Source organism: Aureimonas glaciei (genome assembly GCF_014643375.1).
Classification (GTDB): Bacteria; Pseudomonadota; Alphaproteobacteria; order Rhizobiales; family Rhizobiaceae; genus Plantimonas; species Plantimonas glaciei.
The window spans coordinates 199,747-225,273 of record NZ_BMJJ01000007.1 but is presented as its reverse complement, the minus strand read 5'-3'; the positions used below and the strand labels follow the sequence as shown (position 1 = coordinate 225,273).

At 65.1% G+C, this 25,527-nt stretch carries 25 protein-coding genes, 2 tRNA genes and 2 pseudogenes; 22 read left to right on the top strand and 7 right to left on the bottom strand.

Annotated features, from left to right (window positions below; all coding sequences use genetic code 11):
* Positions 1 to 186 precede the first annotated feature (186 nt).
* From IEX88_RS15580 to IEX88_RS15555, 6 genes are all read right to left on the bottom strand, one after another.
* Complete coding sequence (locus IEX88_RS15580; RefSeq protein ID WP_188852316.1) at positions 187 to 1,257, bottom strand: site-specific integrase; 1,071 nt, start codon at positions 1,255 to 1,257, stop codon at positions 187 to 189.
* A 193-nt stretch (positions 1,258 to 1,450) separates the two neighbouring features.
* Complete coding sequence (locus tag IEX88_RS15575) at positions 1,451 to 1,699, bottom strand: hypothetical protein (RefSeq protein ID WP_188852314.1); 249 nt, start codon at positions 1,697 to 1,699, stop codon at positions 1,451 to 1,453.
* A complete protein-coding gene (locus IEX88_RS15570; RefSeq protein WP_188852312.1) occupies positions 1,696 to 1,887 on the bottom strand; it encodes a hypothetical protein in 192 nt (63 codons plus the stop codon). Before IEX88_RS15570 ends, IEX88_RS15575 begins: the two co-directional genes overlap by 4 nt.
* Positions 1,888 to 3,672, bottom strand: a complete 1,785-nt coding sequence (locus IEX88_RS15565) for an AAA family ATPase (protein WP_188852310.1) — start codon at positions 3,670 to 3,672, stop codon at positions 1,888 to 1,890.
* A 227-nt stretch (positions 3,673 to 3,899) separates the two neighbouring features.
* Positions 3,900 to 4,736, bottom strand: coding sequence for an abortive infection family protein (locus IEX88_RS15560; protein ID WP_188852307.1), 837 nt, complete (start codon positions 4,734 to 4,736; stop codon positions 3,900 to 3,902).
* 79 nt (positions 4,737 to 4,815) lie between these two features.
* Positions 4,816 to 4,891, bottom strand: a tRNA-Val gene (locus IEX88_RS15555).
* 522 nt (positions 4,892 to 5,413) lie between these two features.
* On the opposite strand from IEX88_RS15555, the gene IEX88_RS15550 reads away from it, so the two are divergent.
* Positions 5,414 to 5,490 (top strand) — tRNA-Asp (locus tag IEX88_RS15550).
* A gap of 490 nt (positions 5,491 to 5,980) precedes the next feature.
* On the opposite strand, the gene IEX88_RS15545 is transcribed toward IEX88_RS15550, so the two are convergent.
* A complete protein-coding gene (locus tag IEX88_RS15545; RefSeq protein ID WP_188852305.1) occupies positions 5,981 to 7,024 on the bottom strand; it encodes a Gfo/Idh/MocA family protein in 1,044 nt (347 codons plus the stop codon).
* A 472-nt stretch (positions 7,025 to 7,496) separates the two neighbouring features.
* Here IEX88_RS15545 and IEX88_RS15540 point away from each other — a divergent pair, with 472 nt between their 5' ends.
* From IEX88_RS15540 to IEX88_RS15445, 21 genes and pseudogenes are all read left to right on the top strand, one after another.
* The gene (locus IEX88_RS15540) at positions 7,497 to 7,862 is read left to right on the top strand and encodes an NADH-quinone oxidoreductase subunit A (RefSeq protein ID WP_188852302.1); all 366 of its coding nucleotides are present in this window, start codon (positions 7,497 to 7,499) and stop codon (positions 7,860 to 7,862) included.
* Between the two features lie 80 nt (positions 7,863 to 7,942).
* Positions 7,943 to 8,434, top strand: a pseudogene (locus IEX88_RS15535) (NuoB/complex I 20 kDa subunit family protein); the annotation flags it as partial.
* A 26-nt stretch (positions 8,435 to 8,460) separates the two neighbouring features.
* On the top strand, positions 8,461 to 9,066 hold the full coding sequence (locus IEX88_RS15530; RefSeq protein ID WP_373289602.1) for an NADH-quinone oxidoreductase subunit C: 606 nt from the start codon (positions 8,461 to 8,463) through the stop codon (positions 9,064 to 9,066).
* 7 nt (positions 9,067 to 9,073) lie between these two features.
* Complete coding sequence (locus IEX88_RS15525) at positions 9,074 to 9,502, top strand: GFA family protein (RefSeq protein ID WP_188852295.1); 429 nt, start codon at positions 9,074 to 9,076, stop codon at positions 9,500 to 9,502.
* Between the two features lie 2 nt (positions 9,503 to 9,504).
* On the top strand, positions 9,505 to 10,695 hold the full coding sequence (locus IEX88_RS15520) for an NADH-quinone oxidoreductase subunit D (RefSeq protein ID WP_188852293.1): 1,191 nt from the start codon (positions 9,505 to 9,507) through the stop codon (positions 10,693 to 10,695).
* Positions 10,696 to 10,733: 38 nt separating this feature from the next.
* Complete coding sequence (locus tag IEX88_RS15515; protein WP_188852291.1) at positions 10,734 to 11,327, top strand: Uma2 family endonuclease; 594 nt, start codon at positions 10,734 to 10,736, stop codon at positions 11,325 to 11,327.
* A gap of 94 nt (positions 11,328 to 11,421) precedes the next feature.
* A pseudogene (gene nuoE / locus IEX88_RS27290) lies at positions 11,422 to 12,022 on the top strand (NADH-quinone oxidoreductase subunit NuoE); the annotation flags it as partial.
* 179 nt (positions 12,023 to 12,201) lie between these two features.
* The gene (locus IEX88_RS27385; protein WP_505625253.1) at positions 12,202 to 12,897 is read left to right on the top strand and encodes a helix-hairpin-helix domain-containing protein; all 696 of its coding nucleotides are present in this window, start codon (positions 12,202 to 12,204) and stop codon (positions 12,895 to 12,897) included.
* A 32-nt stretch (positions 12,898 to 12,929) separates the two neighbouring features.
* Positions 12,930 to 14,243 carry an NADH-quinone oxidoreductase subunit NuoF gene (gene nuoF, locus IEX88_RS15505; RefSeq protein WP_188852287.1) on the top strand — a complete coding sequence of 438 codons (1,314 nt, stop codon included), beginning with the start codon at positions 12,930 to 12,932 and terminating at the stop codon, positions 14,241 to 14,243.
* Between the two features lie 3 nt (positions 14,244 to 14,246).
* On the top strand, positions 14,247 to 14,558 hold the full coding sequence (locus tag IEX88_RS15500; protein WP_188852285.1) for a pentapeptide repeat-containing protein: 312 nt from the start codon (positions 14,247 to 14,249) through the stop codon (positions 14,556 to 14,558).
* A gap of 28 nt (positions 14,559 to 14,586) precedes the next feature.
* Complete coding sequence (locus tag IEX88_RS15495; protein WP_188852283.1) at positions 14,587 to 14,796, top strand: hypothetical protein; 210 nt, start codon at positions 14,587 to 14,589, stop codon at positions 14,794 to 14,796.
* Between the two features lie 10 nt (positions 14,797 to 14,806).
* On the top strand, positions 14,807 to 16,882 hold the full coding sequence (gene nuoG, locus IEX88_RS15490) for an NADH-quinone oxidoreductase subunit NuoG (RefSeq protein WP_188852281.1): 2,076 nt from the start codon (positions 14,807 to 14,809) through the stop codon (positions 16,880 to 16,882).
* A gap of 11 nt (positions 16,883 to 16,893) precedes the next feature.
* Complete coding sequence (gene nuoH / locus IEX88_RS15485) at positions 16,894 to 17,943, top strand: NADH-quinone oxidoreductase subunit NuoH (protein ID WP_188852279.1); 1,050 nt, start codon at positions 16,894 to 16,896, stop codon at positions 17,941 to 17,943.
* On the top strand, positions 17,940 to 18,155 hold the full coding sequence (locus IEX88_RS15480) for a hypothetical protein (protein WP_188852277.1): 216 nt from the start codon (positions 17,940 to 17,942) through the stop codon (positions 18,153 to 18,155). The genes nuoH and IEX88_RS15480 overlap by 4 nt, the downstream gene beginning before the upstream one ends.
* 3 nt (positions 18,156 to 18,158) lie before the next feature.
* Positions 18,159 to 18,650: an NADH-quinone oxidoreductase subunit NuoI gene (gene nuoI, locus IEX88_RS15475; protein WP_188852275.1), complete on the top strand. Its 492-nt coding sequence runs from the start codon at positions 18,159 to 18,161 to the stop codon at positions 18,648 to 18,650.
* Positions 18,651 to 18,789: 139 nt separating this feature from the next.
* The gene (locus tag IEX88_RS15470; RefSeq protein WP_188852273.1) at positions 18,790 to 19,410 is read left to right on the top strand and encodes an NADH-quinone oxidoreductase subunit J; all 621 of its coding nucleotides are present in this window, start codon (positions 18,790 to 18,792) and stop codon (positions 19,408 to 19,410) included.
* Between the two features lie 22 nt (positions 19,411 to 19,432).
* Positions 19,433 to 19,741, top strand: coding sequence for an NADH-quinone oxidoreductase subunit NuoK (gene nuoK / locus IEX88_RS15465; RefSeq protein ID WP_188852271.1), 309 nt, complete (start codon positions 19,433 to 19,435; stop codon positions 19,739 to 19,741).
* Between the two features lie 6 nt (positions 19,742 to 19,747).
* Positions 19,748 to 21,760: an NADH-quinone oxidoreductase subunit L gene (gene nuoL, locus IEX88_RS15460; RefSeq protein WP_188852269.1), complete on the top strand. Its 2,013-nt coding sequence runs from the start codon at positions 19,748 to 19,750 to the stop codon at positions 21,758 to 21,760.
* A complete protein-coding gene (locus tag IEX88_RS15455; protein WP_188852468.1) occupies positions 21,757 to 23,268 on the top strand; it encodes an NADH-quinone oxidoreductase subunit M in 1,512 nt (503 codons plus the stop codon). The genes nuoL and IEX88_RS15455 overlap by 4 nt, the downstream gene beginning before the upstream one ends.
* A gap of 12 nt (positions 23,269 to 23,280) precedes the next feature.
* Positions 23,281 to 24,723 (top strand): NADH-quinone oxidoreductase subunit NuoN, encoded by a 1,443-nt coding sequence (gene nuoN, locus IEX88_RS15450; protein WP_188852267.1) that lies wholly within the window; start codon positions 23,281 to 23,283, stop codon positions 24,721 to 24,723.
* Between the two features lies 1 nt (position 24,724).
* Entirely contained in the window at positions 24,725 to 25,492 is a 768-nt protein-coding gene (locus tag IEX88_RS15445; RefSeq protein WP_188852265.1) for a biotin--[acetyl-CoA-carboxylase] ligase, read from the top strand.
* Positions 25,493 to 25,527 lie beyond the last annotated feature (35 nt).

Below are 25,527 nucleotides of genomic sequence, written 5' to 3'. Positions count from 1 at the left end.
CCGTGGATCTATCTTGTCCGCCCTGTCCCGTCACGGATTGAGGACGAGTCCGAAGAACGTTGAGAGAGAACTCATCCTCCGTCTCGGCCAGGAAGGCTGGGCCCCAAGTAGGATTGCGAGGAAAACCGGTTTCCTTCCAGCCCAGATCGAGCGCGTTCTGAACGATAGTCAAGCAATGGCAAGCGCTTAGGGTGTGGGGAGGATTGGGGGAACTTCGCCCAAAAGTGTGGGGAAACCAATTTCCCTTTCGACGACCTCGCCCCAGGTCCGGAGCATCTGGCCCCGACGAGCGGTCGCGTCGGCTTCGTCGATGGGGTCGTCGGACACCCGGCCGTGCAAGCCCTCGATCTCGTCATTGGAATAGCCGTCGTCTGCAAGGGCGCCGGCTATCGCCGTTCGGATCCCGGTAGCAGTCGTCGCGCCGATGCGACGTAGGGCAATGATGACCGCAGCCTCAGTGACAGGGCCGATCTGGCTAGGATCGCGGGTATAGACCTCGGGGAATAACCACTCATCAGAAGCGTGGAGCAGGGTCCGGAGGCGCGGCGTGAGGGGCAGGCTGAACCCGCCGCGCTTCCCGCCGGGCGCGATGTGCCAGACGCCCTCCCTGACATCAGATGGACGCGCCCCCACGACCTGGCGGACGCGGAGGCCGGTTAGGCACACGGTTTCGATCGCACCGGCGACGGACGGCGACATGGATCCATCGCGGCATCGGCGGACGATCTCGACGATTTCATCTATGGTCGATGGCGGCCTCTCCTGTTTGCCTGTTGACCGAGCGGCGCCAGGAGGCGGCTTGAGGTCGGCAAGGAAGTCGTCGCCACGGCCAGAGGCCGAGAGCCACCGCGATACCGATCTTGCTACCTCCGTTGCGCGGAATGCCGTCGAGGGCCGTTCGATGGCTATGGCGGCAAGCAACCGGCGAAAATCGTCGATCGTCAGAGCGCCGACCAGGTGCGGGTCGAAAACCGAGAGATTCTTCAGGATCCCGGCATAGTCATCGACGGTCCGGTCCGATCGCCCCTTTCGCCTCAGATCGTCGAGGTATTCGCGCTGGCTCCACCCCCAGGTCCACACTGCCTGTACGGGCGCCGCCTCGGTCCGCCCGATGCGATCGGCATGTGCGCGTCTGGCCTCGGCGACCCAACGCTTGTCCGGCGTGATCCCCCGATCGAGATCTGCGATCCCCTGGCGTACGATCTCCCGCGCCACCTGTACCGGCATCTCGTCATCGCCGCCGAGGAGCAACTGCACGAGCCGACCGCCATGCGCGACCCTGAGGTACCATGTGCCTCGCTTCGTACCAGAGCGGTGCGCTAGGCCTGGCTGGAGTGGGTCGCGAGTCTGCGGCATGACGACCGGATAGCACGAGGCGTTGCACCCGGCACCGATTCGTGAACCGGCAGCGATGGTCCGGTCGTGGAGATCGCTGCGGATCCCCATAGGTTCATAGTCCGTCTTTCTCGTCTGAACCATCCGGTGGCGTTTCGACGAGACGGCCGAACGCATGCAGACCGATTCCGGCGTGCGCTAGCCGATCGATCTGTCTGCGAGTCGCGCAATACGGCAGCCGGCGAGCGAGGCAGGAGATCACACGCAGTATCCGCCCTGGGTCGTCGGGAGCGGCGACGAGGTTCCGCAGGAAGATCTGCTCAGTCTTGCGGAGCTTCGACCACACTTCATCGGCTTCGCTCATGCGTTTCCTCCTTTCATGCGTTCGACGACGAGGCCTAAGGCGACCTGCCCGAGGCGCTGCCTCTCGTCGACGTCGAGGTAGCTGAATACCGCGACCGCCTGGTGGACGACGTCCAAAACGGGCACGCCCTCGCTTCTTTCGATGTGACGAAGACGAGCGAGGACGTCCGACGGGAACGCGATCACCATCTACATGGCCCTCCCGTTCGTCATCGCCGTTTCGCGAGCCGCAAGCGTCGCTTCGACGGCTCGACGGAGCCGGCGCAAGCTGCCGCCACCCCATGCTTTTTTGATGATGTCGATCTCGTCGGGCGCGAGCGGGGGCGTCCACCTCTCGTCCAAGCCGCGCTCGTAGATGAGATCGGAGATGATCTTCCTGGTCAGGCTCCCAATATGCGCGGGCTCGGGATCCGGCATGCGGAGGATGCGAAACCGGTCGCGCAGAGGCATCGGGATCCCGGTCACATCGTTTGCGGTCGCGAAGAAGCTGACGGCGGAGAGGTCGGCGTTGCGCTCGATGCCGATCTCGAAATATGCCGAGGCGGTCCCACGCTCCAGCATGGGTAACAGAGCTGAAACCAGGGAGCCATTGTGTCCCGACGTGCCCGACTTCTCGATCTCGTCGAGGATCACGATGGGATTCGCTCGATCCGAAGACCGGATCAACTCAAGCGGCGTCGAGGCGCGGCGCGTGGACCACTGGCTCGGGGTGCCACCGAACGACCCGTCGCTGACCGACGCGCAGGGGAAGACGACAGACGGCATAAGGAGGCTTCCCGCGATGGCCTTCATCAACGACGTCTTCCCCGATCCCGGCGAGCCGACGAGGAGAGTAGGCCGGAAGCGGACAGGCTCGCCGACGCGCAGGTCTCCGAGGACGCGGTTGATAAGATCGACAGAGTGAGGCCACTCCGCCCGAAGCTCGGATGCGATCTCGGGGAGTTCGTTGGACACCAGGACCTGCTCCATCCAGCGGCCGGTGATCCCGGAGAGGGACGCCTCCAGGTCTCCCTCGCTATGACGGACGGCGTTCTTCTTCGACGGGATATCGGCGAGGACCAGGTGGCCGCGCTGCGCCGATGCGGGAGGGCGAACGGGGGATTTCAGGGCGGCGATCTTGGCGTCGACCGCAGCGGCGACCGAAGCGAACGTGTCGTGGGTACGGGGCACCGACTCTTCGGTGCTGTCCGCGACGGCCTCGGCATCGACGCCGCCGTCGTCATCGGTGTCGTTGCCGAACTCGAACCTGTCGTCAGCGGTCTTCGTCCGAAACTCATCCGGGTCGGCAATCCTCCCTTCGTCAACCGCCTTCCTCATCATCGAGCGCACCTGACTCTCAGTGACGAGCGCGGTCAGGTACTGACGCTCGCCGTCATCGCGAGCGCGGCTCCGGTCTCGCCGGGTCTGATTCCACCAACTAATCAGGGGCATGACAGTCTTATCGCCGCCGTCGATGCCGACAAGCCGACGGCAACCCTCGACGAGGATCGCGATCTCAACGCCGGGGTACCACTTGTACGACGACCCGATCCGTTCGAGTTTTTTCGCGTGCAGGTGCATGCCGTGCGCAAACGCCCCAGTCAGGTCATGATCGCGCTCTGAGACCCGCGACAAGTACCTCGCGCTGCCGACGTGACCGAGAACAGCCATATAGTACCGGCACCGCAGGACGTCGGGACGATAAGCGAATACCGACAGGAGAGGTTCGAGCCACACGATGTCGGGACTCGCTGCAGACATTGACGCCCACATTCCGGCATCTCCTTCGTGGCGGAGGCCGCGAGACTGCAGATCCGAGTGCCACAGACCGATGTCGGTCCGCAAATCACCGCAGGCCGGCGCGGCACCACGGAGAAGGTCGTGGATGAACGTCATCTTCTCACCGCGCAGAGACGCCTCCGCGTCCTCGGCAGGGGCTTTATAGAGCTTGTGACGCATGAATACGTCGTGCAGCGTCATCGTCGTGTCGTCCATAGGGAGGCTCCAAAAGGGGCACGACTCCTCGATCCTGCGCGACGGGTGGCGTCGAGCTGGTGGCCCTCAGGGGCGGGTGTCATGCTGATGTTGTGGAGTCTAGAACCCCTTGAGTCCGCTCGAGAAGCCCCGAACCGCGGATGTCCTTAACGTCGAGTTTTCTTAAACCTCGAGGATTTGGACGATCGTGGATTAGTAAGGAAGCTCAGGGAAACCGGCTATGCAGGTTACGGTTTCGAGCCTACGTCGGCCCCCGATTTGGCCTGAAACGCCGCGCTCTCGACGACGTAATCGCACAGTGCCAGAGAGGCGTTGATAGCGAGTTTTGCGTGACGTCGAGCCGGCGAGTAGGCCTTCACGTGGCGATTGCTGGCTTTGTTCGCGACTTCGTAAATCCCGCCGACGAGCTTCTGCAGACCGTCGAGGATCGGCTTGAGCGGGCGGTCGATCGTCTCGCTCGAAGCGAGCATGTTCAGCTCCTCGGCGACCAGGCGATACAGAGACCGTATGTCGCCTTCCTCGGCCTTGAAGGTCACTCCCCGATCACGAAGAATGATCTTCAGGAGCTGCTCGACCAGCGTGTAGCAATAGATGATGGCATCGGCGTACTCGCCGGACGCCAGGTGCGCATTCGCCTTCTCAATGTGCTCATGAACAGCCGCTTCCGTGGCGGAGGTGAGGTCCCCAACGTTCACCGTCCTGACGTCGAGCTTCGGCGACGTGAACCGGCCGTCGACATGGTCGAATCCATCTCGCTTCATCCGAAGCAAAAGGGCCTCCTTCGCCCTCCGGCTCTCGGGGGTTCCTTCCCGTTCAAGCTTGAAGACGATCTCTTCATAGACAAGAAGGAGATCGGCGATGTGGTCGGCATTCTGGAAGTCGACGGACGCGTAGTAGCCCTCTACCAGCCCACGCCTTTGTCCCATTACTTGGCATCCCTCGACGTCACGATAGGCGATGCCGCCGGCGGCGAAAGCGTCGACGATCGTGCGGAGCGTGAAGAAGCCGGATAGTGTTTCTCGGAACTCGTCGCGAGTGCCACGGGAGATCAGATCACGTGGCATCGAAGGAGTTTCCTCCGCAGTTTCCCCCGCAAGGACCCGGAAGGGGATGACAGGAATCGGCTAAGTCCCTGATATTGCATGGTGGGCGATGACAGGCTCGAACTGCCGACATCCTCGGTGTAAACGAGGCGCTCTACCAACTGAGCTAATCGCCCTTCCAGGGTGAGGTCCAGATAGGCAATGCGCGCTTCGGGCGCAAGCCGTAAAAAGAGGTAGCGACGCGCGACCCGGTTCGGGACGGGCTTCTGGGGGACGGCTCGGCCGAGGGGCGGCGACGGGCGACAACGCTTCCGAGGCGCCCGGAGCAAACGCGGGCCAGCGGGGGGCGCGCTGCGGGTCGGCCGGGCGTGACGGCATTGCCGGAAACCTCGCCGGACCACCGCGTCGGTGCATTAATTGGAGCCCGGAAGGGAAGCGATTCTATAGCCATGGCGCTTCGATCGACGCGCTGACGTCCGGCGCTGGTCGACGCTATGCTCTCGCGCGTCGGCACGCCCGCCTAGTTTCCGACAGCTGCGAAATCAAGCCGGGGACGACGCGTGCGACGCAAAATCCCCCGCGATTTCGCCCGCTTTCGATAAAGCGTCAGGGCCTGTCGCATTTGCCGATATCGCGCTTGACAGGGCAGGGGGCGTCTCGTAAATCACCGTCACAAGCCGCCGCAAGCGGCCTGGAGCGCGGGTGTAGCTCAGTTGGTTAGAGTGCCGGCCTGTCACGCCGGAGGTCGCGGGTTCGAGCCCCGTCACTCGCGCCAGTCTACTTCCATTGTCACTACCGGCAATGGAAGTAGACTGAAGCTCCTGAACTTTGACAAGTTCATTCTTGCGACATCGAACATTATATGTGTGGTGCAGGGTCTGGCGATTGCCGGGCTCTGCGCTGCACATTTTTGTGCCTGTATTATTGTGTCGGAGCCTGTCGAGGCGCGGGCCGAGTGGCGGGCCCTTTGGCGAATCCGGCCCCCGCTCAAGTGATTCAAGTCAGCCACCGCCATCCTGCGTCCGAGAGCGTGTCCGGCTTTGGGTCCGCATCGTGCTGTGTCGGCCACGCGGACGTCGCCCGGATCGGCCCGCGATGACGGCATCCGTCCTGGCGGCCCGTCTGGCGCCGACACCAAGACGCTCGCTCGTGGTGCCGGAGCCAGAGGCCGCATCGGGTCGCCTTCATCCCGCGCGGCGGACGGAGCCTGGATCCACGGCGATCCGAATCGATCGGCGGAAACGCCAGGCGAGGGACAGGCCGATTCAGGCAAACCGCGCAGGGTCCACCGTCTCGCCCGTCGCTGCGCTGCCATAGGCGGCCTCGACCAGAGCAAAGGTCTTCAGATTGTCGCTTCCGGCCGTCGCCGGCGCGGTGCCGGCGCGCAGGCAGTCGATGAAGTGACGCTGGATGTTGAGGACGCTCTCCTGCACGCCGTGCCAGGGAACCTGCGCCCAGGGCAGGAGCGTCGGCGAGACGTCGCGCTGCTCGATTCCCGCCGGCGAACGAACGGTGAGGGCATAGCCGGCATCGAGCTGCAGCGATCCGTCGCTGCCCTCGATGTCGACGAGAACCTCGGGAAACAGCTCGCGGGCGCGCCGGCTGGAATAGCTGCAGTCGACGACCGCGGTCACGCCGTCCCGGTGCACGAGCAGCATGGTCGCGACGTCCTCGCCGGCGATCGCCGGGTTCACCGTCGTCGTCGAGGCGGTCAGCCGCGCCACTTCGCCGAACAGAAACCGTGCGGTGTCGAGGACATGCACGCCGAGATCCTCGATGATGAAGCGCTTGCCCTCGGCGAGATAGGGCTGGCCGGCAATGACGTCGTAGCCCGAGCGGAACGAGACCCGGCCCCAGAAGGGTCTTCCGATCACGCCGGAATCGAGCACGGCGCGCACCGCCAGAAGCGGCGCCTGCCAGCGGAAATTTTCGTGCACCATCATCGCGACGCCCGCCCGCTCGCAGGCTTCGACCATGGCGCGGCCATCGGCGATGTCGGGCGCCATCGGCTTCTGGCAGATCACCGCGACGCCGTGGCGGGCGGCGAGTTCCACGAGGGCCCGGTGGGCCGGGGCGGTGGTGACGATGTCGACGAAGTCGAGCTTTTCGGCCGCCAGCATGGCTTGCGCATCGGCATAGCGGCGCGCCACGCCGAACTCGGCCGCAGCCGCTGCCAGGCGCGCCGGATCGCGGTCGCACAAAGCGACGATCTCGGCGCCATCGGGGTGACGCGCCAGTTCGCGCCACGCATTCAGATGATTCGAGGCGAAGAATCCGCAGCCGATCAGGCCACCCCGTAGCAATGCCATTCGTCGCTCCTCCCGCGAGCCGGCGCCAGTCCTTCGGCCTCCAGGCGCCGGTTCGCCCTTCTCGCCAGCGGGCACGATCGCGCGCCGCTTTGTTGTCCCGCCCCGGAGCTATTCAGCCCCGGGACCGAAGGACAAGAGGGGGCGGCGCGTTTGGCAGACGCGATGCCGGCAGCCTCCGCACGAGGGCAGCGCACCGGCCGCGGCGGTCGCGGCCGGGCGCGAGGCCGCTTCAGGCGCTCAACTCTCTGCGAAGCAACGCCGGACCGGCAGCTGTGACCATGGGTTCGGCTTGCGCTGGCGGGGCGAACGGTCTAGTCCTCGCCGCGATGCAAGAGACGGTCGGTGCGACCCGATTGCGCATTGTGCCTCGGTGTGCGGACGCCTACCTGCCGCTGTGCCGACAAGGATTCTGCCGGGTCGACCAGCCGCCAGCGCGGCTCGAGACCGTCGCCGCCGCCTCATGGGATCGCCGATGCCCGAACTTCTCGCTTCCTACCTGCCGATCGTCATCTTTGTCGGCGTCGCGCTGTTCATCGGCCTGGCGCTGCTGGTCTCGCCCTTCCTGATCGCCTTTCGCGCGCCGGACGACGAGAAACTCTCCGCCTACGAATGCGGCTTCGACGCCTTCGACGATTCGCGCATGAAGTTCGACGTGCGATTCTACCTGGTGTCGATCCTGTTCATTATCTTCGACCTGGAAGTGGCCTTCCTGTTCCCCTGGGCCGCCTCGTTCGGCGATGTCGGCTGGTTCGGCTTCTGGTCGATGATGGTGTTCCTCGGCGTCCTGACCATCGGCTTCATCTACGAGTGGAAGAAAGGCGCCCTCGAATGGGACTGACCGACAGAGAGACTTTCCTGCGCGCCGCCTCGGTCGAGGCCGGCAGCCGCTCGAGCGCGCTGCAGGTTCCGCGCGCCCCAGATCCTTTCCTGACCGACATCAACGACGAACTGGCCGACAAGGGCTTTCTCGTCACCTCGACGGACGATCTCATCCAGTGGGCCCGGACTGGCTCGCTGATGTGGATGACCTTCGGTCTGGCCTGCTGCGCCGTCGAGATGATGCAGATGTCGATGCCGCGCTATGACGCCGAGCGTTTCGGCTTCGCGCCGCGCGCCTCACCCCGCCAGTCGGACGTGATGATCGTCGCGGGGACGCTGACCAACAAGATGGCCCCGGCACTGCGCAAGGTCTACGACCAGATGCCCGAGCCGCGCTACGTCATCTCCATGGGCTCCTGCGCCAATGGCGGCGGCTACTACCACTATTCCTATTCCGTGGTGCGCGGCTGCGACCGCGTGGTGCCCGTCGACATCTACGTCCCGGGCTGCCCGCCGACGGCCGAGGCGCTGCTCTACGGCGTGCTGCTGCTGCAGAAGAAGATCCGGCGTACCGGGACGATCGAGCGCTGATCGCGCCGCATCAAGAGACAAGGGGCATCGCGCGTCCGATGAACGAATTCGCCGAGACCATAAAAAACCTTCTGGGCGACAAGCTCGGCGAGTCGATCATCGCCTTCGGCGAATTGACCGTCATCGTCGAAGCCGAGGACATCATCGCGGTGCTGACGGCGCTGCGCGATGCGCCGGGCCAGGAATTCGTCGCCCTCGTCGACATCTGCGGCGCGGACTATCCCCAGCGCGAACAGCGCTTCGAGGTGGTCTATCACCTCCTGTCGCCGCGCCAGAACAAACGCATCCGCGTCAAGCTGCGCACCACCGAGGACGATCCGGTTCCTTCGGCGACCGCGGTGTATTCCGGGGCCGACTGGTTCGAGCGCGAGGCCTACGACCTCTACGGCATCCTCTTCACCGGCCATCCGGACCTCCGCCGCATCCTCACCGACTACGGCTTCGAGGGGCATCCGCTGCGCAAGGACTTTCCGCTGACCGGCTTCGTCGAAGTGCACTACGACGAGGCGCTGAAGCAGGTGATCTACGAGCCGGTGGCCCTGCGCCAGGAGTTCCGCAACTTCGACTTCCTCTCGCCTTGGGAAGGCACGGACTACGTGCTGCCGGGCGACGAGAAGGCAAAGGCGAACTGAGGCAGAGATGAGCGAGGCGGGTTCAGACCTTTCCGGCGGGTGTCTCTGCGGAGCCGTCCGCTTCAAGGCGGTCATCGCCAAGCACGAATTCGGCGCTTGTCACTGCGGGATGTGCCGCCGCTGGTCGGGCGGCGTCTTCTTGGCGGTCGAGTGCGAGAGCCTGGCAATCGAGGACGAGAGCGCGCTCGGCATCTACCGCTCTTCCGACTACGGCGAGCGCGGCTTCTGCAAGACCTGCGGCTCCAGTCTGATCTGGCGGATGCAGGACGGCAGCGCGGCGGTCGTTTCCTACCAGGCGCTGGACAAGCCCACGGGCTTCACCTTCGCCAGCGAGATTTTCATCGACGACAAGCCCGACGTCTACGGCTTTGCCAATCCGACGAAGAAGATGACGGGCGCAGAATTCATCGCGGCCTTTGCCGGCGAGGGGACGTAACAATGGCTGAAATCGACGTCCGCAACTTCAACATCAATTTCGGCCCGCAGCATCCGGCAGCGCACGGCGTGCTGCGCCTCGTGCTGGAGCTCGACGGCGAGATCGTCGAGCGCGTCGACCCGCACATCGGCCTGCTGCACCGCGGCACCGAGAAGCTGATCGAGGCCAAGACCTACCTCCAGGCGATCCCCTATTTCGACCGACTCGACTACGTCGCGCCGATGAACCAGGAGCATGCCTTCTGTCTGGCCATCGAGCGGCTGACGGAAGTGACGGTGCCCAAGCGCGCGCAGCTGATCCGCGTCCTGTATTCCGAGATCGGGCGTCTCCTCTCGCATCTTCTCAATGTGACCACGCAGGCCATGGACGTCGGCGCCCTGACGCCGCCGCTCTGGGGTTTTGAGGAACGTGAGAAGCTGATGGTGTTCTACGAGCGGGCCTCCGGCTCGCGCATGCACGCCGCCTATTTCCGCCCCGGCGGCGTCCATCAGGACCTGCCGCAGAAGCTCGTCGACGATATTGGCGCCTGGTGCGATCCGTTCCTGAAGGTGCTCGACGACATCGACAGCCTGTTGACCGAGAACCGCATCTTCAAGCAGCGCAATGTCGACATCGGCGTCATCGGGATCGACGACTGTTGGGCCCTCGGCTTTTCCGGCGTGATGGTGCGCGGTTCGGGCGCTGCCTGGGACCTGCGCAAGTCGCAGCCCTATGAGTGCTACGACGAGATGGAATTCGACATCCCCGTCGGCAAGAACGGCGACTGCTACGATCGCTACCTCATCCGCATGGTCGAGATGCGTGAGTCGGTGAAGATCATGAAGCAGTGCGTCGAGCGCCTGTCGGGAACGGAGCGGACAGGGCCCGTCGCCTCGACGGAGGGCAAGATCGTGCCGCCGAAGCGGGGCGAGATGAAGCGGTCGATGGAAGCGCTGATCCATCACTTCAAGCTCTACACCGAGGGCTTCCACGTGCCCGCCGGCGAAGTCTATGCCGCGGTCGAGGCGCCCAAGGGCGAGTTCGGCGTCTATCTCGTCGCCGACGGCACCAACAAGCCGCACCGCTGCAAGATCAAGGCGCCGGGCTTTGCCCATCTCCAGGCGATGGACTTCCTGTGCCGCAAACACATGCTGGCCGACGTCTCGGCGATCCTCGGTTCGCTCGACATCGTGTTCGGCGAGGTGGACCGGTAGGTTCGATGGGCGGGACGGGACTATGGTAGGATGACACCATGACCTCGACCCCCGCCCGAGCCGACAGGATGACCGCCGAAGACTTCTTTGCCTGGGCCGAAATCTGGGGCGAGGGGGAGCGCTACGAGCTCGTTAACGGATTGGCCTATCGGCTGCAGTCGGAGACGATCAGCCACGCGGAGACAAAGCTGGCAGTCGTCATCGCGCTGGGAGACGCAATCCGGATGGCGGGGGTCGAATGCCGCGCCTTTCCGGAAGGCGTCAGCGTCCGGGTCAGCGACCGCTCGGTGCGCGAGCCGGATGCGCTGGTCCACTGCGGTCCGTACGACAGCGACAAGATGTTTGCGCCCAATCCGGTCGTCGTCGTCGAGGTGATCTCGCCGTCGAGCGTCAAGACGGATGTCGACCGGAAGCTGATCGACTACTTTTCGGTGCCCTCGATCCTCCATTACCTGATCGTCTACGGCGACGACGGGCGAGTCGTTCACCACTTCCGATCGGCCGCCGGTGCGGCGATCGAGACGCGGATTCTCGGTCGGGATGCGGTGCTCGACCTATCGCCGCCCGGCCTTCGCGTCGCGGCGGCGGATTTCTTCGTCGATCCCGGTCCCGGCAGTGTCCCGGCACCGTAACCTGCGGCCTTAGGCCACTGGCCTTTTGCCGATCCTATGTTAGAACGCGGCGCAGCAATGCGATTTAGAAACAAACCAGAGAAGCCGAGGTCCGATGTCCGTCAGACGTCTCGCGGAAGATAGCGTCCAGCCCGCCGGCTTTGCCTTTTCGGCCGATAATGCCAACTGGGCCCAGCACACCATCCAGAAGTATCCGGAAGGCCGCCAGCAGTCGGCGGTGATTCCCTTGCTGATGCGCGCGCAGGAGCAGGACGGCTGGGTGACCAAGGCGGCGATCGAGCATGTCGCGGGCATGCTGCAGATGCCGCTGATTCGTGTCCTGGAAGTGGCGACCTTCTACACGCAGTTCCAGCTGAAGCCGATCGGCACGCGGGCGCACATCCAGGTCTGCGGCACGACCCCGTGCATGCTGCGCGGATCCGACGAACTGATGCGGGTCTGCAAGTCGAAGATCCATCCCGAGCAGTTCCACCAGAACGCCTCCGGCACCTTGTCCTGGGAAGAGGTCGAGTGCCTCGGCGCCTGCGTCAACGCGCCGATGATCATGGTCTTCAAGGACACCTACGAGGATCTGACGCCCGAGCGCCTGGAAGCCATCATCGACGGTTTCGAGAGGGGCGAAAGCATTCCGGTCGGCCCGCAGATCGACCGCCATCTGTCGGCGCCGGAAGGGGGGCTGACCTCGCTGACGTCCTCGGACACGGCCCCCGCACCGGACCAGGGCGGTCCCGCCGAGGGCGCCGCGCCTCAAGGGGCGGGCGCAGGTGCAGACACCACCGTTTCCTATGCCGGCCGCCCGAAGACCTCGGCGCCCGAGACCGATCCGACGATCGCCGGCCCCGGCAAGGCGACGAATGCCAATACCGATCCCGCGGTGGAAGCCGACGCCAGCATTGATCCGGCCGCAGGCGCGCGTCAGCCGCATGCCGGCTCGACCGGTGGCACCAGCGAAGGCGCGAGCGGCGCCGCCGACAAGGAAGCCGGCCGCGAGGATTCTTCCCGCACGTCCGGCGACGGCGACACCGTCCGCCGGGACGGCCCGCTGCAGGCTACGGAAGCGGCCGCCGAGGCGGCGGTCGTTCCCGACCGCAGCCGGCCCGGGACCGATCCGCGCGTCGCCACACCGCCGACGACGCCCCCGGACGAGATCGAAGCCAACCGGACCAGCTCCGATGTCTTGCCGGGACCGGCGGCAACCGATCATTTCGAGGCCGGCCAGGATACCGGAAGTGACGCCAAGGCTGCTTCCGCGGGCGGCAACGTCCCGACGGCTGGCACAGATGGCTCGACCCTCGAGACCGACGGTCCGCATGCGGCCGGAGAGAAGCCGGCCGGGCTCCTCGCCCTGGCCGATGGCCAGAAGGACGATCTCAAGGTCATCCGCGGCATCGGCCCGGTGATCGAGAGCAAGCTGAACGATCTCGGCGTCTTCCATTTCCGCCAGATCGCCGCCTGGACGCCGATGAACCTCGTCTGGATCGACAATTACCTGAACTTCCGGGGCCGTGCGATCCGGGAGAACTGGGTGCGTCAGGCGGGGCTGCTCGTGGCCCGGGCGGAGACGAAGTGATGGCGATGCAGAGACGGACCAGGAGAATCTAGATGCTTCAGGACAAGGACCGCATCTTCACCAACATCTACGGCCTGAAGGACAAGAGCCTGAAGGGCGCGATGAGCCGCGGCCATTTCGACGGCACCGGCGAGATCATCGCCAAGGGCCGCGACTGGATCATCAACGAGATGAAGGCGTCGGGCCTGCGCGGCCGCGGCGGCGCCGGCTTCCCGACCGGCCTGAAATGGTCCTTCATGCCGAAGGAATCCGACGGCCGTCCGCACTATCTCGTCGTCAATGCCGACGAATCCGAGCCCGGGACCTGCAAGGACCGGGACATCATGCGCAACGACCCGTTCACGCTGATCGAGGGCTGCGTTATCGCCGGTTTCTCGATGGCGGCGCATGTCTGCTACATCTACGTCCGTGGCGAATATGTCCGCGAGCGCGAGGCGCTGCAGCTCGCCATCGACGAGTGCTACGCCGCCGGTCTCCTCGGCAAGAACAACAAGTGCGGCTGGGACTACGACATCTACGTCCACCACGGCGCGGGTGCCTATATCTGCGGCGAGGAGACGGCGCTGCTCGAAAGCCTCGAGGGCAAAAAGGGCCAGCCGCGGCTGAAGCCGCCTTTCCCGGCGAATGTCGGCCTCTACGGCTGCCCGACCACCGTGAACAACGTCGAGTCGATCGCCGTCGCGCCGACCATTCTGCGCCGTGGCGGCGCCTGGTTCGGCGCGCTCGGCCGCGCCAACAACACCGGCACCAAGCTCTTCTGCATCTCCGGCCACGTGAACCGTCCCTGCACGGTCGAGGAGGAGATGGGCATCACCTTCCGTGAGCTCATCGAGACGCATTGCGGGGGCGTCCGCGGCGGCTGGGACAATCTCCTCGCCGTCATTCCCGGCGGCTCCTCGGTGCCCTTGGTGCCGGCGGCCGACATCATCGACTGCAAGATGGACTTCGACGGCCTGAAAGAGATCAAGACGTCGCTCGGCACCGCCGCGGTGATCGTCATGGACAAGTCCACCGACATCGTCCGCGCCATCGCCCGCCTCAGCTATTTCTACAAGCACGAGAGCTGCGGCCAGTGCACGCCCTGCCGCGAAGGCACCGGCTGGATGTGGCGGCTGATGGAGCGCATGGTCGTCGGCAATGCCGAGAAGCGCGAAATCGACATGCTGCTCGACATCACCAAGCAGGTCGAGGGCCACACCATCTGCGCCCTCGGCGACGCCGCGGCCTGGCCGATCCAGGGCCTGATGCGCCATTTCCGCGCCGAGGTGGAGCGGCGCATCGACGAGTTTTCGGCCAACAAGACGCCGGGCGTGAACCGTCCGATGCTCCTCGAAGCGGCTGAGTAGGGCATGACCGAGATCATCGGCAAGGCCGACGTCCTCACGGTCCAGAAGGCCGACATCTCGAACTCGCTGTTCTCCGACGCCGACCTGTCGGAGTCCCGGTTCACCAATGTCGACCTGTCCGGGGCCGAGATTGCGAATGCCGACCTCGCCGAGATCGTGTTCAGCGACGTCGACATGACCGAGGCGCGGTTCGTCAACGCGAACCTCACCGACGCCGTGTTCGAGAACGTCAACATCGACGGCATGACGATCAACGGCGTCGACATCGCGGCGCTGCTGGCCGCGCAAGCCGCGGCAAGGCCAGCGAAGGCTTAGGGAAATGACCGGAGAAGGAGGTGCTATCGTGAGCGACACACCCGACAATCCGGTCCTGGCAATGTTGCGTCGGATGGACATCAAGCTGGATCGCGGCTTGGAAGAGATCGACGGCGTCAAGGTGCGGCTGACGGCCGTGGAAGAGAATTTGGCTGGCGTTCACCGCCGGATCGATCGGCTGGACGAGCGGGTCCAGCGGATCGAGCGGCGCTTTGAACTGACAGACGCGACACATTGAGAAGAAGCTGATGGCCAAACTTAAAGTCGACGGCACCGAGATCGAGGTTCCCGATCACTTCACACTGCTGCAGGCGGCGGAAGAGGCCGGCGTCGAGATTCCGCGTTTCTGCTTCCACGATCGTCTGTCGATCGCCGGCAACTGCCGCATGTGCCTGATCGAGGTGAAGGGCGGACCGCCGAAGCCGACAGCGTCCTGCGCCATGAACGTGCGCGACCTCAGGCCGGGCCCGAACGGCGAGGCGCCGGAAATTTTCACCAACACGCCGATGGTCAAGAAGGCCCGCGAGGGCGTGATGGAATTCCTCCTGATCAACCACCCGCTGGATTGCCCGATCTGCGATCAGGGCGGCGAGTGCGACCTGCAGGACCAGGCGATGGCCTTCGGCGTCGACTCCTCGCGCTACCGCGAGAACAAACGCGCCGTTGAGGACAAGTACATCGGCCCGCTGGTCAAGACGATCATGACGCGCTGCATCCACTGCACCCGCTGCGTCCGCTTCACCACCGAGATCGCCGGCATTTCGGAGCTCGGCCTCATCGGCCGCGGCGAGGATGCCGAGATCACCACCTATCTCGAGCAGGCGATGACCTCCGAGCTTCAGGGCAACGTCATCGACCTCTGCCCGGTCGGCGCTCTGACCTCGCGCCCCTACGCCTTCCAGGCGCGGCCCTGGGAGCTGTCGAAGACCGAGACGATCGACGTCATGGACGCCGTCGGCTCTGCCATCCGCGTCGACACGCGTGGCCGCGAAGTCATGCGCATCCTGCCGCGCATCAACGAATCGATCAACGAGGAGTGGATCTCCGACAAGACACGCTTCGTCTGGGACGGCCTGCGCACGCAGCGCCTCGACAAGCCCTATGTTCGCCGTGACGGCCGCCTGCAGCCGGCCTCCTGGCCGGAAGCCTTCGCCGCGATCAAGGCGAAGGTCGACGCGACCGCGCCGGGCCGCATCGGCGCCATCGCCGGCGATCTCGCTGCGGTCGAAGACATGTGGGCGCTGAAGCGGCTGATGCAGGGCTTGGGCACGCCGAACCTCGACTGCCGGCAGGATGGGGCGAAGCTCGACCCCGCCGACGGCCGCGCCTCCTACCTCTTCAACACCACCATCGCCGGCATCGAGGATGCCGATGCGCTCCTCATCATCGGCGCCAACCCGCGCTTCGAATCCTCCGTCCTCAACGCCCGCATCCGCAAGCGCTGGCGTCTCGGCGGCTTCCCCATCGGCGTCATCGGCGAAAATTCCGACCTGCGCTACGACGCCGTCTATCTCGGTGCTGGCACGGAAACGCTCTCGGACATCGAGGGCGCCAGCCGCGATTTCTACGAGGCGCTGAAGGCTGCGACGAGGCCGATGGTCATCGTCGGGCAGGGGGCTCTCTCCGGTGTCAATGGTGCCGCGGTGCTCGCCTCCGTCGCCGCGCTCGCCCGCGAGATCGGCGCCATCAGCGAGGGCTGGAACGGCTTCAACGTCTTGCACAACGCCGCCTCGCGCGTCGGCGGCCTCGACATCGGCTTCGTGCCGGGCGAGGGCGGTCTGTCGGCAGCCGACATGGCCGGCGGCGGCGTCGATCTCCTGTTCAACCTCGGCGCCGACGAGATCGACGTCGCGGCCGGTCCCTTCGTCGTCTACATCGGCACGCATGGCGACAAGGGCGCCCACCGCGCCGACGTGATCCTGCCGGCGGCGGCCTATACCGAGAAGTCGGGCACCTGGGTCAATGTCGAGGGCAGGGCGCAGACCGGCAGCCGGGCCGCCTTCCCGCCCGGCGACGCCCGCGAGGACTGGGCGATCTTCCGGGCCCTGTCTGCGGTGCTCGGCAAGACGCTGCCCTTCGACTCGCTTGCCGCGCTGCGGCAGGAGATGTACCAGTCGCACGGGCATTTCCGGTCGAACGGCGTGATCGCGGCCGACGCGTCCGTCATCACGACGCTGGCGGACCGCGCCGGCGCGCTGACCGGCGGTGCCTTCGCATCGGGGATCGGTGACTTCTACTTGTCCAACCCGATCGCGCGGGCGTCCAAGGTGATGGCGGAGTGCTCGCGCCTCGCCCATGCCGAACATCTCGAAGCTGCGGAATAGGAAGGCCGGACGTGTCGGATTTCTTCACCCTCTACGCCTGGCCGGGGATTGTCATTCTCGCCCAGAGCCTGCTCTTCCTGGTCGTGCTCCTCGTGCTGATCGCCTACATCCTGCTCGCCGATCGCAAGATCTGGGCGGCGGTGCAGATGCGCCGCGGGCCGAATGTCGTCGGTCCCTGGGGCCTGTTCCAGTCCTTCGCCGATCTTCTCAAATTCGTGCTCAAGGAGCCGATCATCCCGGCTTCGGCCGACAAGGCGGTCTTCCTCCTCGCGCCACTCGTCGCGGTGACGCTGGCACTGGCGACCTTCGCGGTCGTCCCGGTCGCTGACGGCTGGGTGATCGCCGACGTCAACATCGGCATCCTCTACATCTTCGCCATCTCCTCGCTCGAGGTCTACGGCGTGATCATGGGCGGCTGGGCGTCGAACTCGAAATACGCCTTCCTCGGCGCGCTGCGCTCGGCGGCGCAGATGGTGTCCTACGAGGTCTCGATCGGCTTCGTCATCGTCACCGTGCTCCTCTGCGTCGGCTCGCTGAACCTCACCGACATCGTCCTGGCCCAGATCGACGGCCCCGGCACCATGATCGGCCTGCCGAGCACCTTCCTCGACTGGCACTGGCTGTCGCTGTTCCCGATGTTTGTCATCTTCTTCATCTCGGCGCTCGCCGAGACGAACCGGCCGCCCTTCGATCTGCCAGAGGCCGAATCCGAGCTCGTCGCCGGCTTCATGGTCGAGTACGGCTCGACCCCGTACATGATGTTCATGCTCGGCGAATATGCCGCCATCACCCTGATGTGCTGCCTGACGACGATCCTCTTCCTCGGCGGCTGGCTGCCCCCGTTCGGCTTCGCGCCGTTCACCTGGGTGCCGGGCGTCATCTGGTTCCTCGCCAAGGTCGCGCTGGTCTTCTTCATGTTCGCGATGGTCAAGGCCTTCGTGCCCCGCTACCGCTACGACCAGCTGATGCGCTTGGGCTGGAAGGTGTTCCTGCCGATCTCGCTCGGCATGGTCGTCATCGTCGCCTTCGTCCTGAAGCTGACGGGCTGGGGTCCGGCATGATCTCGGCCGCGGTCATCGGCGCGGTGGTGGGCCTTCTCATCGGCATTGCGGACTTCGTCGTCCTCGGTGCCGCGGCCCGCAACGGCGGCGCCAGCCGCGGCGGAGCCTTGCGCTTCATTCGTCTGATGTCGCTCGTCGTGTTTCCGATCGTCGGCTGGTTCGTCGGCCCGATCGTCGCGACGAGCCTTTTTCCTTCCAGCCTTGGAGGCTGATCCATGAGCGCCGTCACCCAGACCATCCGGTCCCTCTTCCTGGTCGAGTTCGTCAAAGCCTTTGGCATGTCGATGCGCTACTTCTTCGCGCCGAAGGCGACGATCAACTATCCCTTCGAGAAGAACCCACAGAGCCCGCGTTTTCGCGGCGAGCATGCCCTGCGACGCTACCCGAACGGCGAGGAGCGGTGCATCGCGTGCAAACTGTGCGAGGCGATCTGCCCGGCGCAGGCCATCACCATCGAGGCCGGCCCGCGCCGCAACGACGGCACCCGCCGCACGGTGCGTTACGACATCGACATGGTGAAGTGCATCTATTGCGGCTTCTGCCAGGAAGCCTGCCCGGTCGACGCGATCGTGGAAGGCCCGAACTTCGAGTTCTCGACCGAGACGCGCGAAGAACTCTACTATGACAAGGAGCGTCTGCTCGCCAACGGCGACCGTTGGGAGCAGGAACTGGCCCGTAACATTGCGCTCGACGCGCCTTACCGCTAATCCGTCAGCGAGCGGGGGACTCGCCGCAAGGCGTCTCGCCGAGCCGCTGATTCACTGAACCGACCGCCCGCCAAGATCTCGCGCCGCTCGCCGGCCATGGGCTCGCAGACGACGACCGACCAGACGAGGGAGCCCGACGATGCTGGGCCTGCAGGCACTGTTCTTCTACATGTTTTCGATCGTGACCGTCTTTTCGGCGATCATGGTCGTGCTCTCGCGCAATCCGGTGCACTCGGTGCTGTTCCTGATCCTGACCTTCGTCAGCGCGGCGGGCTTGTTCCTTCTGACCGGGGCCGAGTTCCTCGCGCTCATCCTCATTGTCGTTTATGTCGGCGCCGTGGCGGTGCTCTTCCTGTTCGTCGTGATGATGCTCGACGTCGATTTTGCCGCCTTGAAGAAGGGGGCGCTCGAATATGCGCCGATCGGCGCGATCATCGGTCTTGTGTTGCTGGCCGAGCTCGTCGTCGCGGTGACCGGCAATGTCTACACGCCGAGCCAGACCACCACGACCGCCTATCCGACGCCGCCGCTGGCGGTCACGTCCAATATCGAGGCGCTCGGCTTCATTCTCTACACCCGCTACGTCTATTTCTTCCAGGTCGCCGGCCTGATCCTGTTCGTGGCGATGATCGGGGCGATCGTCCTGACGCTGCGCCACAAGGTCGGCATCAAGCGGCAGTCGATCCCGGAGCAGGTGGCGCGCAACCCGGCGACAGCCATCGAGATCCGCAAGGTCGAGAGCGGCCAGGGTCTCCGGTAGGTTCGAGGCAAGGAAAAACACCATGGAAGTCGGTCTCGGACACTACCTGACTGTCGGCGCGATCCTGTTCGTCACCGGCGTCTTCGGCATCTTTCTCAACCGCAAGAACATCATCACCATCATGATGTCGATCGAGCTGATCCTGCTCGCGGTGAACCTCAATCTCGTGGCGTTCTCGGCCTTCCTCAACGATCTCGTCGGCCAGGTCTTCGCCCTGTTCATTCTGACCGTCGCCGCCGCGGAAGCGGCCATTGGTCTGGCAATCCTCGTCGTCTTCTTCCGCAACCGCGGCTCGATCGCGGTCGAAGACGTCAACGCGATGAAAGGCTGATCGTCGATGTATCAAGCGATCGTCCTCCTGCCGCTCGTCGGCTTCCTCGTCGTCGGCTTCTTCGGCAACGCGCTCGGCGCGAAGATGTCGGAATACATCACGACGGGCCTTCTCATCGTCGCGGCCGTGCTGTCCTGGATCGGCTTCATCTCGTTCGGCTTCGGCGAGGGCGAGACGATGCGGATTCCGCTCCTCACCTTCATCCAGTCCGGCACCTTCGATGTCTCCTGGTCGCTCCGGATCGACCGGCTGACCCTGGTGATGCTGGTCGTCGTCAACACCGTCTCTGCGCTCGTGCACGTCTACTCGATCGGGTACATGTCGCATGACCCGCACCAGCCGCGCTTCTTCGCCTATCTGTCGCTGTTCACCTTCGCCATGCTGATGCTGGTGACGGCCAACAACCTCGTGCAGATGTTCTTCGGCTGGGAGGGCGTCGGTCTCGCCTCCTATCTGCTCATCGGCTTCTGGTACAAGAAGCCCTCGGCCAGCGCCGCGGCGATGAAGGCCTTCATCGTCAACCGCGTCGGCGACTTCGGCTTCATCCTCGGCATCTTCGGCGTCTTCGCTCTGTTCGGCTCGGCCAATCTCGACACCATCTTCGCCGGCGCCGCCGACATGGCGGGCCAGCTCGGCAGCGCGGGCGGCGAGCATGCCGCGGGCGCGGCGGAGGCCGTCGCAACTGGGGCAGGGGCTTCGGTGCTGAACTTTGCCGGTTATGGATTGCCACTCGGCGCGGCGCTGACGGTGATCTGCCTGCTCCTGTTCATGGGCGCCATGGGCAAGTCCGCCCAGATCGGCCTGCACACCTGGCTGCCGGACGCGATGGAAGGCCCGACGCCGGTTTCGGCGCTGATCCACGCGGCGACCATGGTCACCGCCGGCGTCTTCATGCTGGCGCGCATGTCGCCGATCTTCGAGCTGTCGCCGACGGCGCTGACCTTCGTCACCTTCATCGGCGCGACGACCGCCATCTTCGCGGCCACGATCGGCCTCGTCCAGACCGACATCAAGCGCGTCATCGCCTACTCCACCTGTTCGCAGCTCGGCTACATGTTCGTGGCGCTTGGCTGCGGCGCCTATGGCCCCGCCGTCTTCCACCTGTTCACGCACGCCTTCTTCAAGGCGCTGCTTTTCCTCGGCGCCGGCTCGGTGATCCATGCCGTCTCGGGCGAGCAGGACATGCGGAACATGGGCGGCCTGCGCAAGCACATCCCCAAGACCTACTGGATGATGATCATCGGCACGATCGCGCTGACGGGCTTCCCCTTCACCGCCGGCTACTTCTCCAAGGATGCGATCATCGAGAGCGCCTTCGCCGCGCACAATGCCTGGGCCGGCTATGCCTTCGTGTTGACGGTCCTCGCCGCGCTGCTGACCAGCTTCTACTCGTGGCGGCTGATCTTCATGACGTTCCACGGCAAGCCGCGGGCCTCGCACGACGTGATGCACCACATCCACGAGTCGCCAACGGTCATGCTGGTGCCGCTTTACGTCCTTGCCGTCGGCGCGCTGCTGGCGGGCATCGTCTTCGAGCCCTACTTCATCGGCGAGGGCTATCAGGAGTTCTGGAACGCCGCACTCTTCACCGGCGCCGAGAACCATATCCTGCACGACATCCACGAGACGCCGTTCTGGGCCGCTTTCTCGCCCACCGTCGCCATGGCGATCGGTTTCGCGCTCGCCTACGTCTTCTATATCCGCTCGCCGGACATGCCGAACCGGCTCGCTACCCAGCACCGCGGCCTCTACCAGTTCCTCCTGAACAAGTGGTACTTCGACGAGCTCTACGATCTTGTCTTCGTCCGCCCGGCCAAGGCGATCGGCAACTACTTCTGGAAGACCGGCGATGTCGGCACCATCGACCGCTACGGCCCGGATGCCATTTCGGCGCGCGTCGTCGACGTCACCGGCCGGATCGTGCGGGTGCAGACCGGCTACCTCTACCACTATGCCTTCGCCATGCTGATCGGCGTGGCGGCCATGGTGACGTGGATGATGGTCGGAGGAGCAAACTGATGGACTGGCCGATTCTCTCCGTCGTCACCTTCCTGCCGCTGGTGGGTGTGGCGCTCATCGCGCTGACAGGCGATGCCGACGAGGCTGCACGCACCAACATCCGCCGCATCGCGCTCGGCACGACGGTGTTCACCTTCCTGGTCTCGCTGCTGATCTGGACGGGCTTCGACAACGCCAATCCCGGCTTCCAGATGGTCGAGGACGTCGAGTGGCTCGGCGTCGGCGGCATCGGCTACCACATGGGCGTCGACGGCATTTCGATGCTGTTCGTGATCCTCACCACCTTCCTGATGCCGATCTGCATCCTGGCCAGCTGGGAGACCATCACCGAGCGGCTGAAGACTTACATGATCGCCTTCCTGCTTCTGGAAGTGCTGGTCGTCGGCGTCTTCTGCGCGCTCGACATCGTGCTGTTCTACGTCTTCTTCGAGGGCAGCCTGATCCCGATGTTCCTGATCATCGGCGTGTTCGGCGGCAAGCGCCGGGTCTATGCCAGCTACAAGTTCTTCCTGTACACCTTCCTCGGCTCGGTGCTGATGCTCGTCGCCATCATGTCGATGTCGTGGACGGCGGGGACAACCTCGATCCCCGAGCTTCTGGCCTTCCAGTTCCCGGCCTCGATGCAGACCTGGCTCTGGCTCGCCTTCTTCGCCTCCTTCGCGGTGAAGATGCCGATGTGGCCCGTCCACACCTGGTTGCCGGACGCCCATGTCGAGGCGCCTACCGCCGGCTCCGTCATCCTCGCCGGCATTCTCTTGAAGCTCGGCGGCTACGGCTTCGTGCGCTTCTCGCTGCCGATGTTCCCGCTCGCCTCGGCCGACTTCGCGCCGCTGGTCTTCACGCTCTCGGTCGTCGCCATCATCTACACCTCGCTGGTGGCGCTGATGCAGACCGACATCAAGAAGCTGATCGCCTACTCGTCGGTCGCGCACATGGGCTTCGTCACCATGGGCATCTTCGCGGCGAACGAGCAGGGCGTCCAGGGCGCGATCTTCCAGATGCTCTCGCACGGCCTCGTCTCCGGCGCGCTGTTCCTGTGCGTCGGCATCGTCTACGACCGCATGCACACCCGCGAGATCGACGCCTATGGCGGTCTGGTCACGCGCATGCCGGCCTACGCCACGATCTTTATGCTGTTCACGATGGCCAATGTCGGCCTGCCCGGGACCTCCGGTTTCGTCGGCGAGTTCCTGACCCTGCTCGGCGTCTTCCAGGCCAACAGCTGGGTCGCGATCTTCGCCGCGACCGGCGTCATCCTTTCCGCCTGCTACGCGCTCTGGCTCTATCGCCGCGTGATCTTCGGGGCGCTGGAGAAGGAAAACCTGAAGCAGATCCTCGACCTCACGGGCCGGGAGAAGGTGCTGCTCTACCCGCTGGCGGTGCTGACGATCTTCTTCGGCGTCTATCCGGCACCGGTTCTGGATGCCACCGCGGCCTCCGTTCAGGCCCTGGTCTCGAACTATTCCGCCGCCATCGAGGCCGCCCAATCCCTCGCGATGGCGCAGTAGCCGGAGACGATGATGACACCCGACTTCCTCTCCGCCAGCCTGCCGCTCCTCGCGCCCGAAATGATCCTTGCGGTCGGCAGCATGGCGCTTCTGATGCTGGGCGTGTTCATCGGCGAGGGGAGCTCGCGACTCGTTGCCATGCTCTCCGTCGTGCTGCTGGTTTTTGCCGGCTTTTGGCTCGTCCTGGGCACGCCCGACGGCGTCGGCTTCGGCGGTTCCTTCATCTCCGATGCCTTCGCCAAGTTCATGAAGGTGCTGGTGCTGATCGGCTCGGCCGTGGCCATCGTCATTTCGCGCGGCGCCGCCGGCGGCGACCGGCTCGACCGCTTCGAATTTCCGGTCCTCGTCGTGCTCGCCACCGTCGGCATGATGCTGATGGTGTCCGCCGGCGACCTCATCGCCCTCTATCTCGGCCTCGAGCTCTCTTCGCTCGCCCTCTACGTGCTCGCCGCCTTCAACCGCGACAGCGAACGGTCCACCGAAGCCGGCCTCAAATACTTCGTCCTCGGCGCGCTGTCCTCGGGCATGCTGCTCTATGGCGCGTCGCTGATCTACGGCTTCACCGGCCAAATCGGCTTTGCCGAGATCGCCCGGGCGATGACGGCCGAGGGCCGTTCCGTCGGTCTCGTCGTCGGCCTGGTCTTCGTCCTCGCGGGCTTGGCCTTCAAGATCTCGGCCGTGCCGTTCCACATGTGGACGCCGGACGTCTACGAGGGCTCGCCGACGCCGGTGACGGCGCTGTTCGCCGCCGGCCCGAAGGTCGCGGCGATGGCGCTTCTGACGCGCTTCACCGTCCAGGGTTTTGCGCCGCTGACGGCCGACTGGCAGCAGGTCATCATCTTCATCTCCATCGCCTCCATGGGCTTCGGCGCCTTCGCCGCCATCGGCCAGAAGAACATCAAGCGCCTGATGGCCTACTCGTCGATCGGCCACATGGGCTATGCCCTGGTGGGCCTTGCGGCGGCGGATGCCGCCGGCGTGCGCGGCGTCCTGATCTACATGGCGACCTATGTCGCGATGACCGCGGGCACCTTCGCGGTGATCCTCGCCATGCGCCGCAAGGGCGGCCAGGTCGAGGACATCTACCAGCTCTCCGGCCTGTCGCAGACCAATCCGATGATGGCGCTCGGCCTGACCGTCCTGATGCTGTCGCTCGCCGGCCTGCCGCCGCTCGTCGGCTTCATCGGCAAGTACTACGTGTTCATGGCGGCCGTCGGCGCCGGCCTCGTGCCGCTGGCGGTGATCGGCGTCATCGCCTCGACGATCGGCCTCTTCTACTACCTGCGCGTGGTCAAGGTGATGTGGTTCGACGCCCCGGCGGAAGGGTTCCTGCCGATGACCATCGAGCTGCGCGCCGTGCTGGCCGTGGCCGCTCTCTTCGTCTTCCCGGTCTACCTCTTCGTTGGTCCGTCGCTGCTGGCGGCCGCCGAAGCTGCGGCGGCGACCTTCTTCTAGGGTGAAGGCGCCCCGACTGCCGCGTCGACATCTCGCGCTGGACGAGGTCGGATCGACCAATTCCGTCGCGCTGGACGCCGCGCGCGCCGGCGATCCCGGGCCGCTCTGGGTGACGGCCGAGCGTCAGGCGGCCGGTCGCGGCAGACGCGCCAGGCCTTGGGTTTCCGAGCGCGGCAACCTATATGCGTCGCTACTACTGATCGACGCCGCGGCATTGGGCGATCTGCAGAATTTGCCTTTGGTCGCCGCCGTCGGTGTCCGGAACGGGTTGGCGGCCCTGAAGGGAGCCGGCCAGCTGGACATCAATATCAAGTGGCCGAACGACATCCTCGTGAACGGACGCAAATGCGTCGGTATTCTGCTGGAGAGCGAGCGGCTTGCGGACGGGCGCTTTGCCACCGTCATCGGTTGCGGCGTGAATGTCGAGAACGTGCCGACCGAGACGCCCTATCCGGTGACGGGCCTGCGGAAGGAAGGGCTGAGCGCCGGCGTCTCCGACGTCTTCGCCGCGCTCGCCGGCGGTGTCGAATCCGCCCTGGCCGTGTGGCAGCGGGGACGAAACTTTGCTGCCATCCGGCAGACCTGGATCGATCATGCCGCGGGCATCGGTCTGCCGTGCACGGTCCGGGGGACCGACGCGGTCCTCGAAGGTGTTTTCGTCGATCTCGACGACACCGGCCGTCTGATCCTCGCCGAGGCGGGCGGCACCCGCCGGTCGATTTCGGCAGGCGACCTGTTTCTGCTCGGTGCCCCGGGCGACGCGCGATAGCGCGGCGCGGGACGTGGAGCGGCTCGAAAGAATTG

What these genes read in the sequence shown, in the direction of transcription:
- nuoK (WP_188852271.1), top strand. Translation starts at nt 19,433, where the DNA reads ATGGAAGTCGGTCTCGGACACTACCTGACTGTCGGCGCGATCCTGTTC.
- nuoF (WP_188852287.1), top strand. Translation starts at nt 12,930, where the DNA reads ATGCTTCAGGACAAGGACCGCATCTTCACCAACATCTACGGCCTGAAG.
- IEX88_RS15470 (WP_188852273.1), top strand. Translation starts at nt 18,790, where the DNA reads ATGCTGGGCCTGCAGGCACTGTTCTTCTACATGTTTTCGATCGTGACC.
- IEX88_RS15515 (WP_188852291.1), top strand. Translation starts at nt 10,734, where the DNA reads ATGACCTCGACCCCCGCCCGAGCCGACAGGATGACCGCCGAAGACTTC.
- IEX88_RS15500 (WP_188852285.1), top strand. Translation starts at nt 14,247, where the DNA reads ATGACCGAGATCATCGGCAAGGCCGACGTCCTCACGGTCCAGAAGGCC.
- IEX88_RS15570 (WP_188852312.1), bottom strand. Translation starts at nt 1,887, where the DNA reads ATGGTGATCGCGTTCCCGTCGGACGTCCTCGCTCGTCTTCGTCACATC.
- IEX88_RS15545 (WP_188852305.1), bottom strand. Translation starts at nt 7,024, where the DNA reads ATGGCATTGCTACGGGGTGGCCTGATCGGCTGCGGATTCTTCGCCTCG.
- IEX88_RS15525 (WP_188852295.1), top strand. Translation starts at nt 9,074, where the DNA reads ATGAGCGAGGCGGGTTCAGACCTTTCCGGCGGGTGTCTCTGCGGAGCC.
- IEX88_RS15560 (WP_188852307.1), bottom strand. Translation starts at nt 4,736, where the DNA reads ATGCCACGTGATCTGATCTCCCGTGGCACTCGCGACGAGTTCCGAGAA.
- IEX88_RS15540 (WP_188852302.1), top strand. Translation starts at nt 7,497, where the DNA reads ATGCCCGAACTTCTCGCTTCCTACCTGCCGATCGTCATCTTTGTCGGC.
- IEX88_RS15480 (WP_188852277.1), top strand. Translation starts at nt 17,940, where the DNA reads ATGATCTCGGCCGCGGTCATCGGCGCGGTGGTGGGCCTTCTCATCGGC.
- IEX88_RS15565 (WP_188852310.1), bottom strand. Translation starts at nt 3,672, where the DNA reads ATGGACGACACGACGATGACGCTGCACGACGTATTCATGCGTCACAAG.
- nuoG (WP_188852281.1), top strand. Translation starts at nt 14,807, where the DNA reads ATGGCCAAACTTAAAGTCGACGGCACCGAGATCGAGGTTCCCGATCAC.
- IEX88_RS15520 (WP_188852293.1), top strand. Translation starts at nt 9,505, where the DNA reads ATGGCTGAAATCGACGTCCGCAACTTCAACATCAATTTCGGCCCGCAG.
- IEX88_RS15575 (WP_188852314.1), bottom strand. Translation starts at nt 1,699, where the DNA reads ATGAGCGAAGCCGATGAAGTGTGGTCGAAGCTCCGCAAGACTGAGCAG.
- nuoN (WP_188852267.1), top strand. Translation starts at nt 23,281, where the DNA reads ATGACACCCGACTTCCTCTCCGCCAGCCTGCCGCTCCTCGCGCCCGAA.
- nuoL (WP_188852269.1), top strand. Translation starts at nt 19,748, where the DNA reads ATGTATCAAGCGATCGTCCTCCTGCCGCTCGTCGGCTTCCTCGTCGTC.
- nuoI (WP_188852275.1), top strand. Translation starts at nt 18,159, where the DNA reads ATGAGCGCCGTCACCCAGACCATCCGGTCCCTCTTCCTGGTCGAGTTC.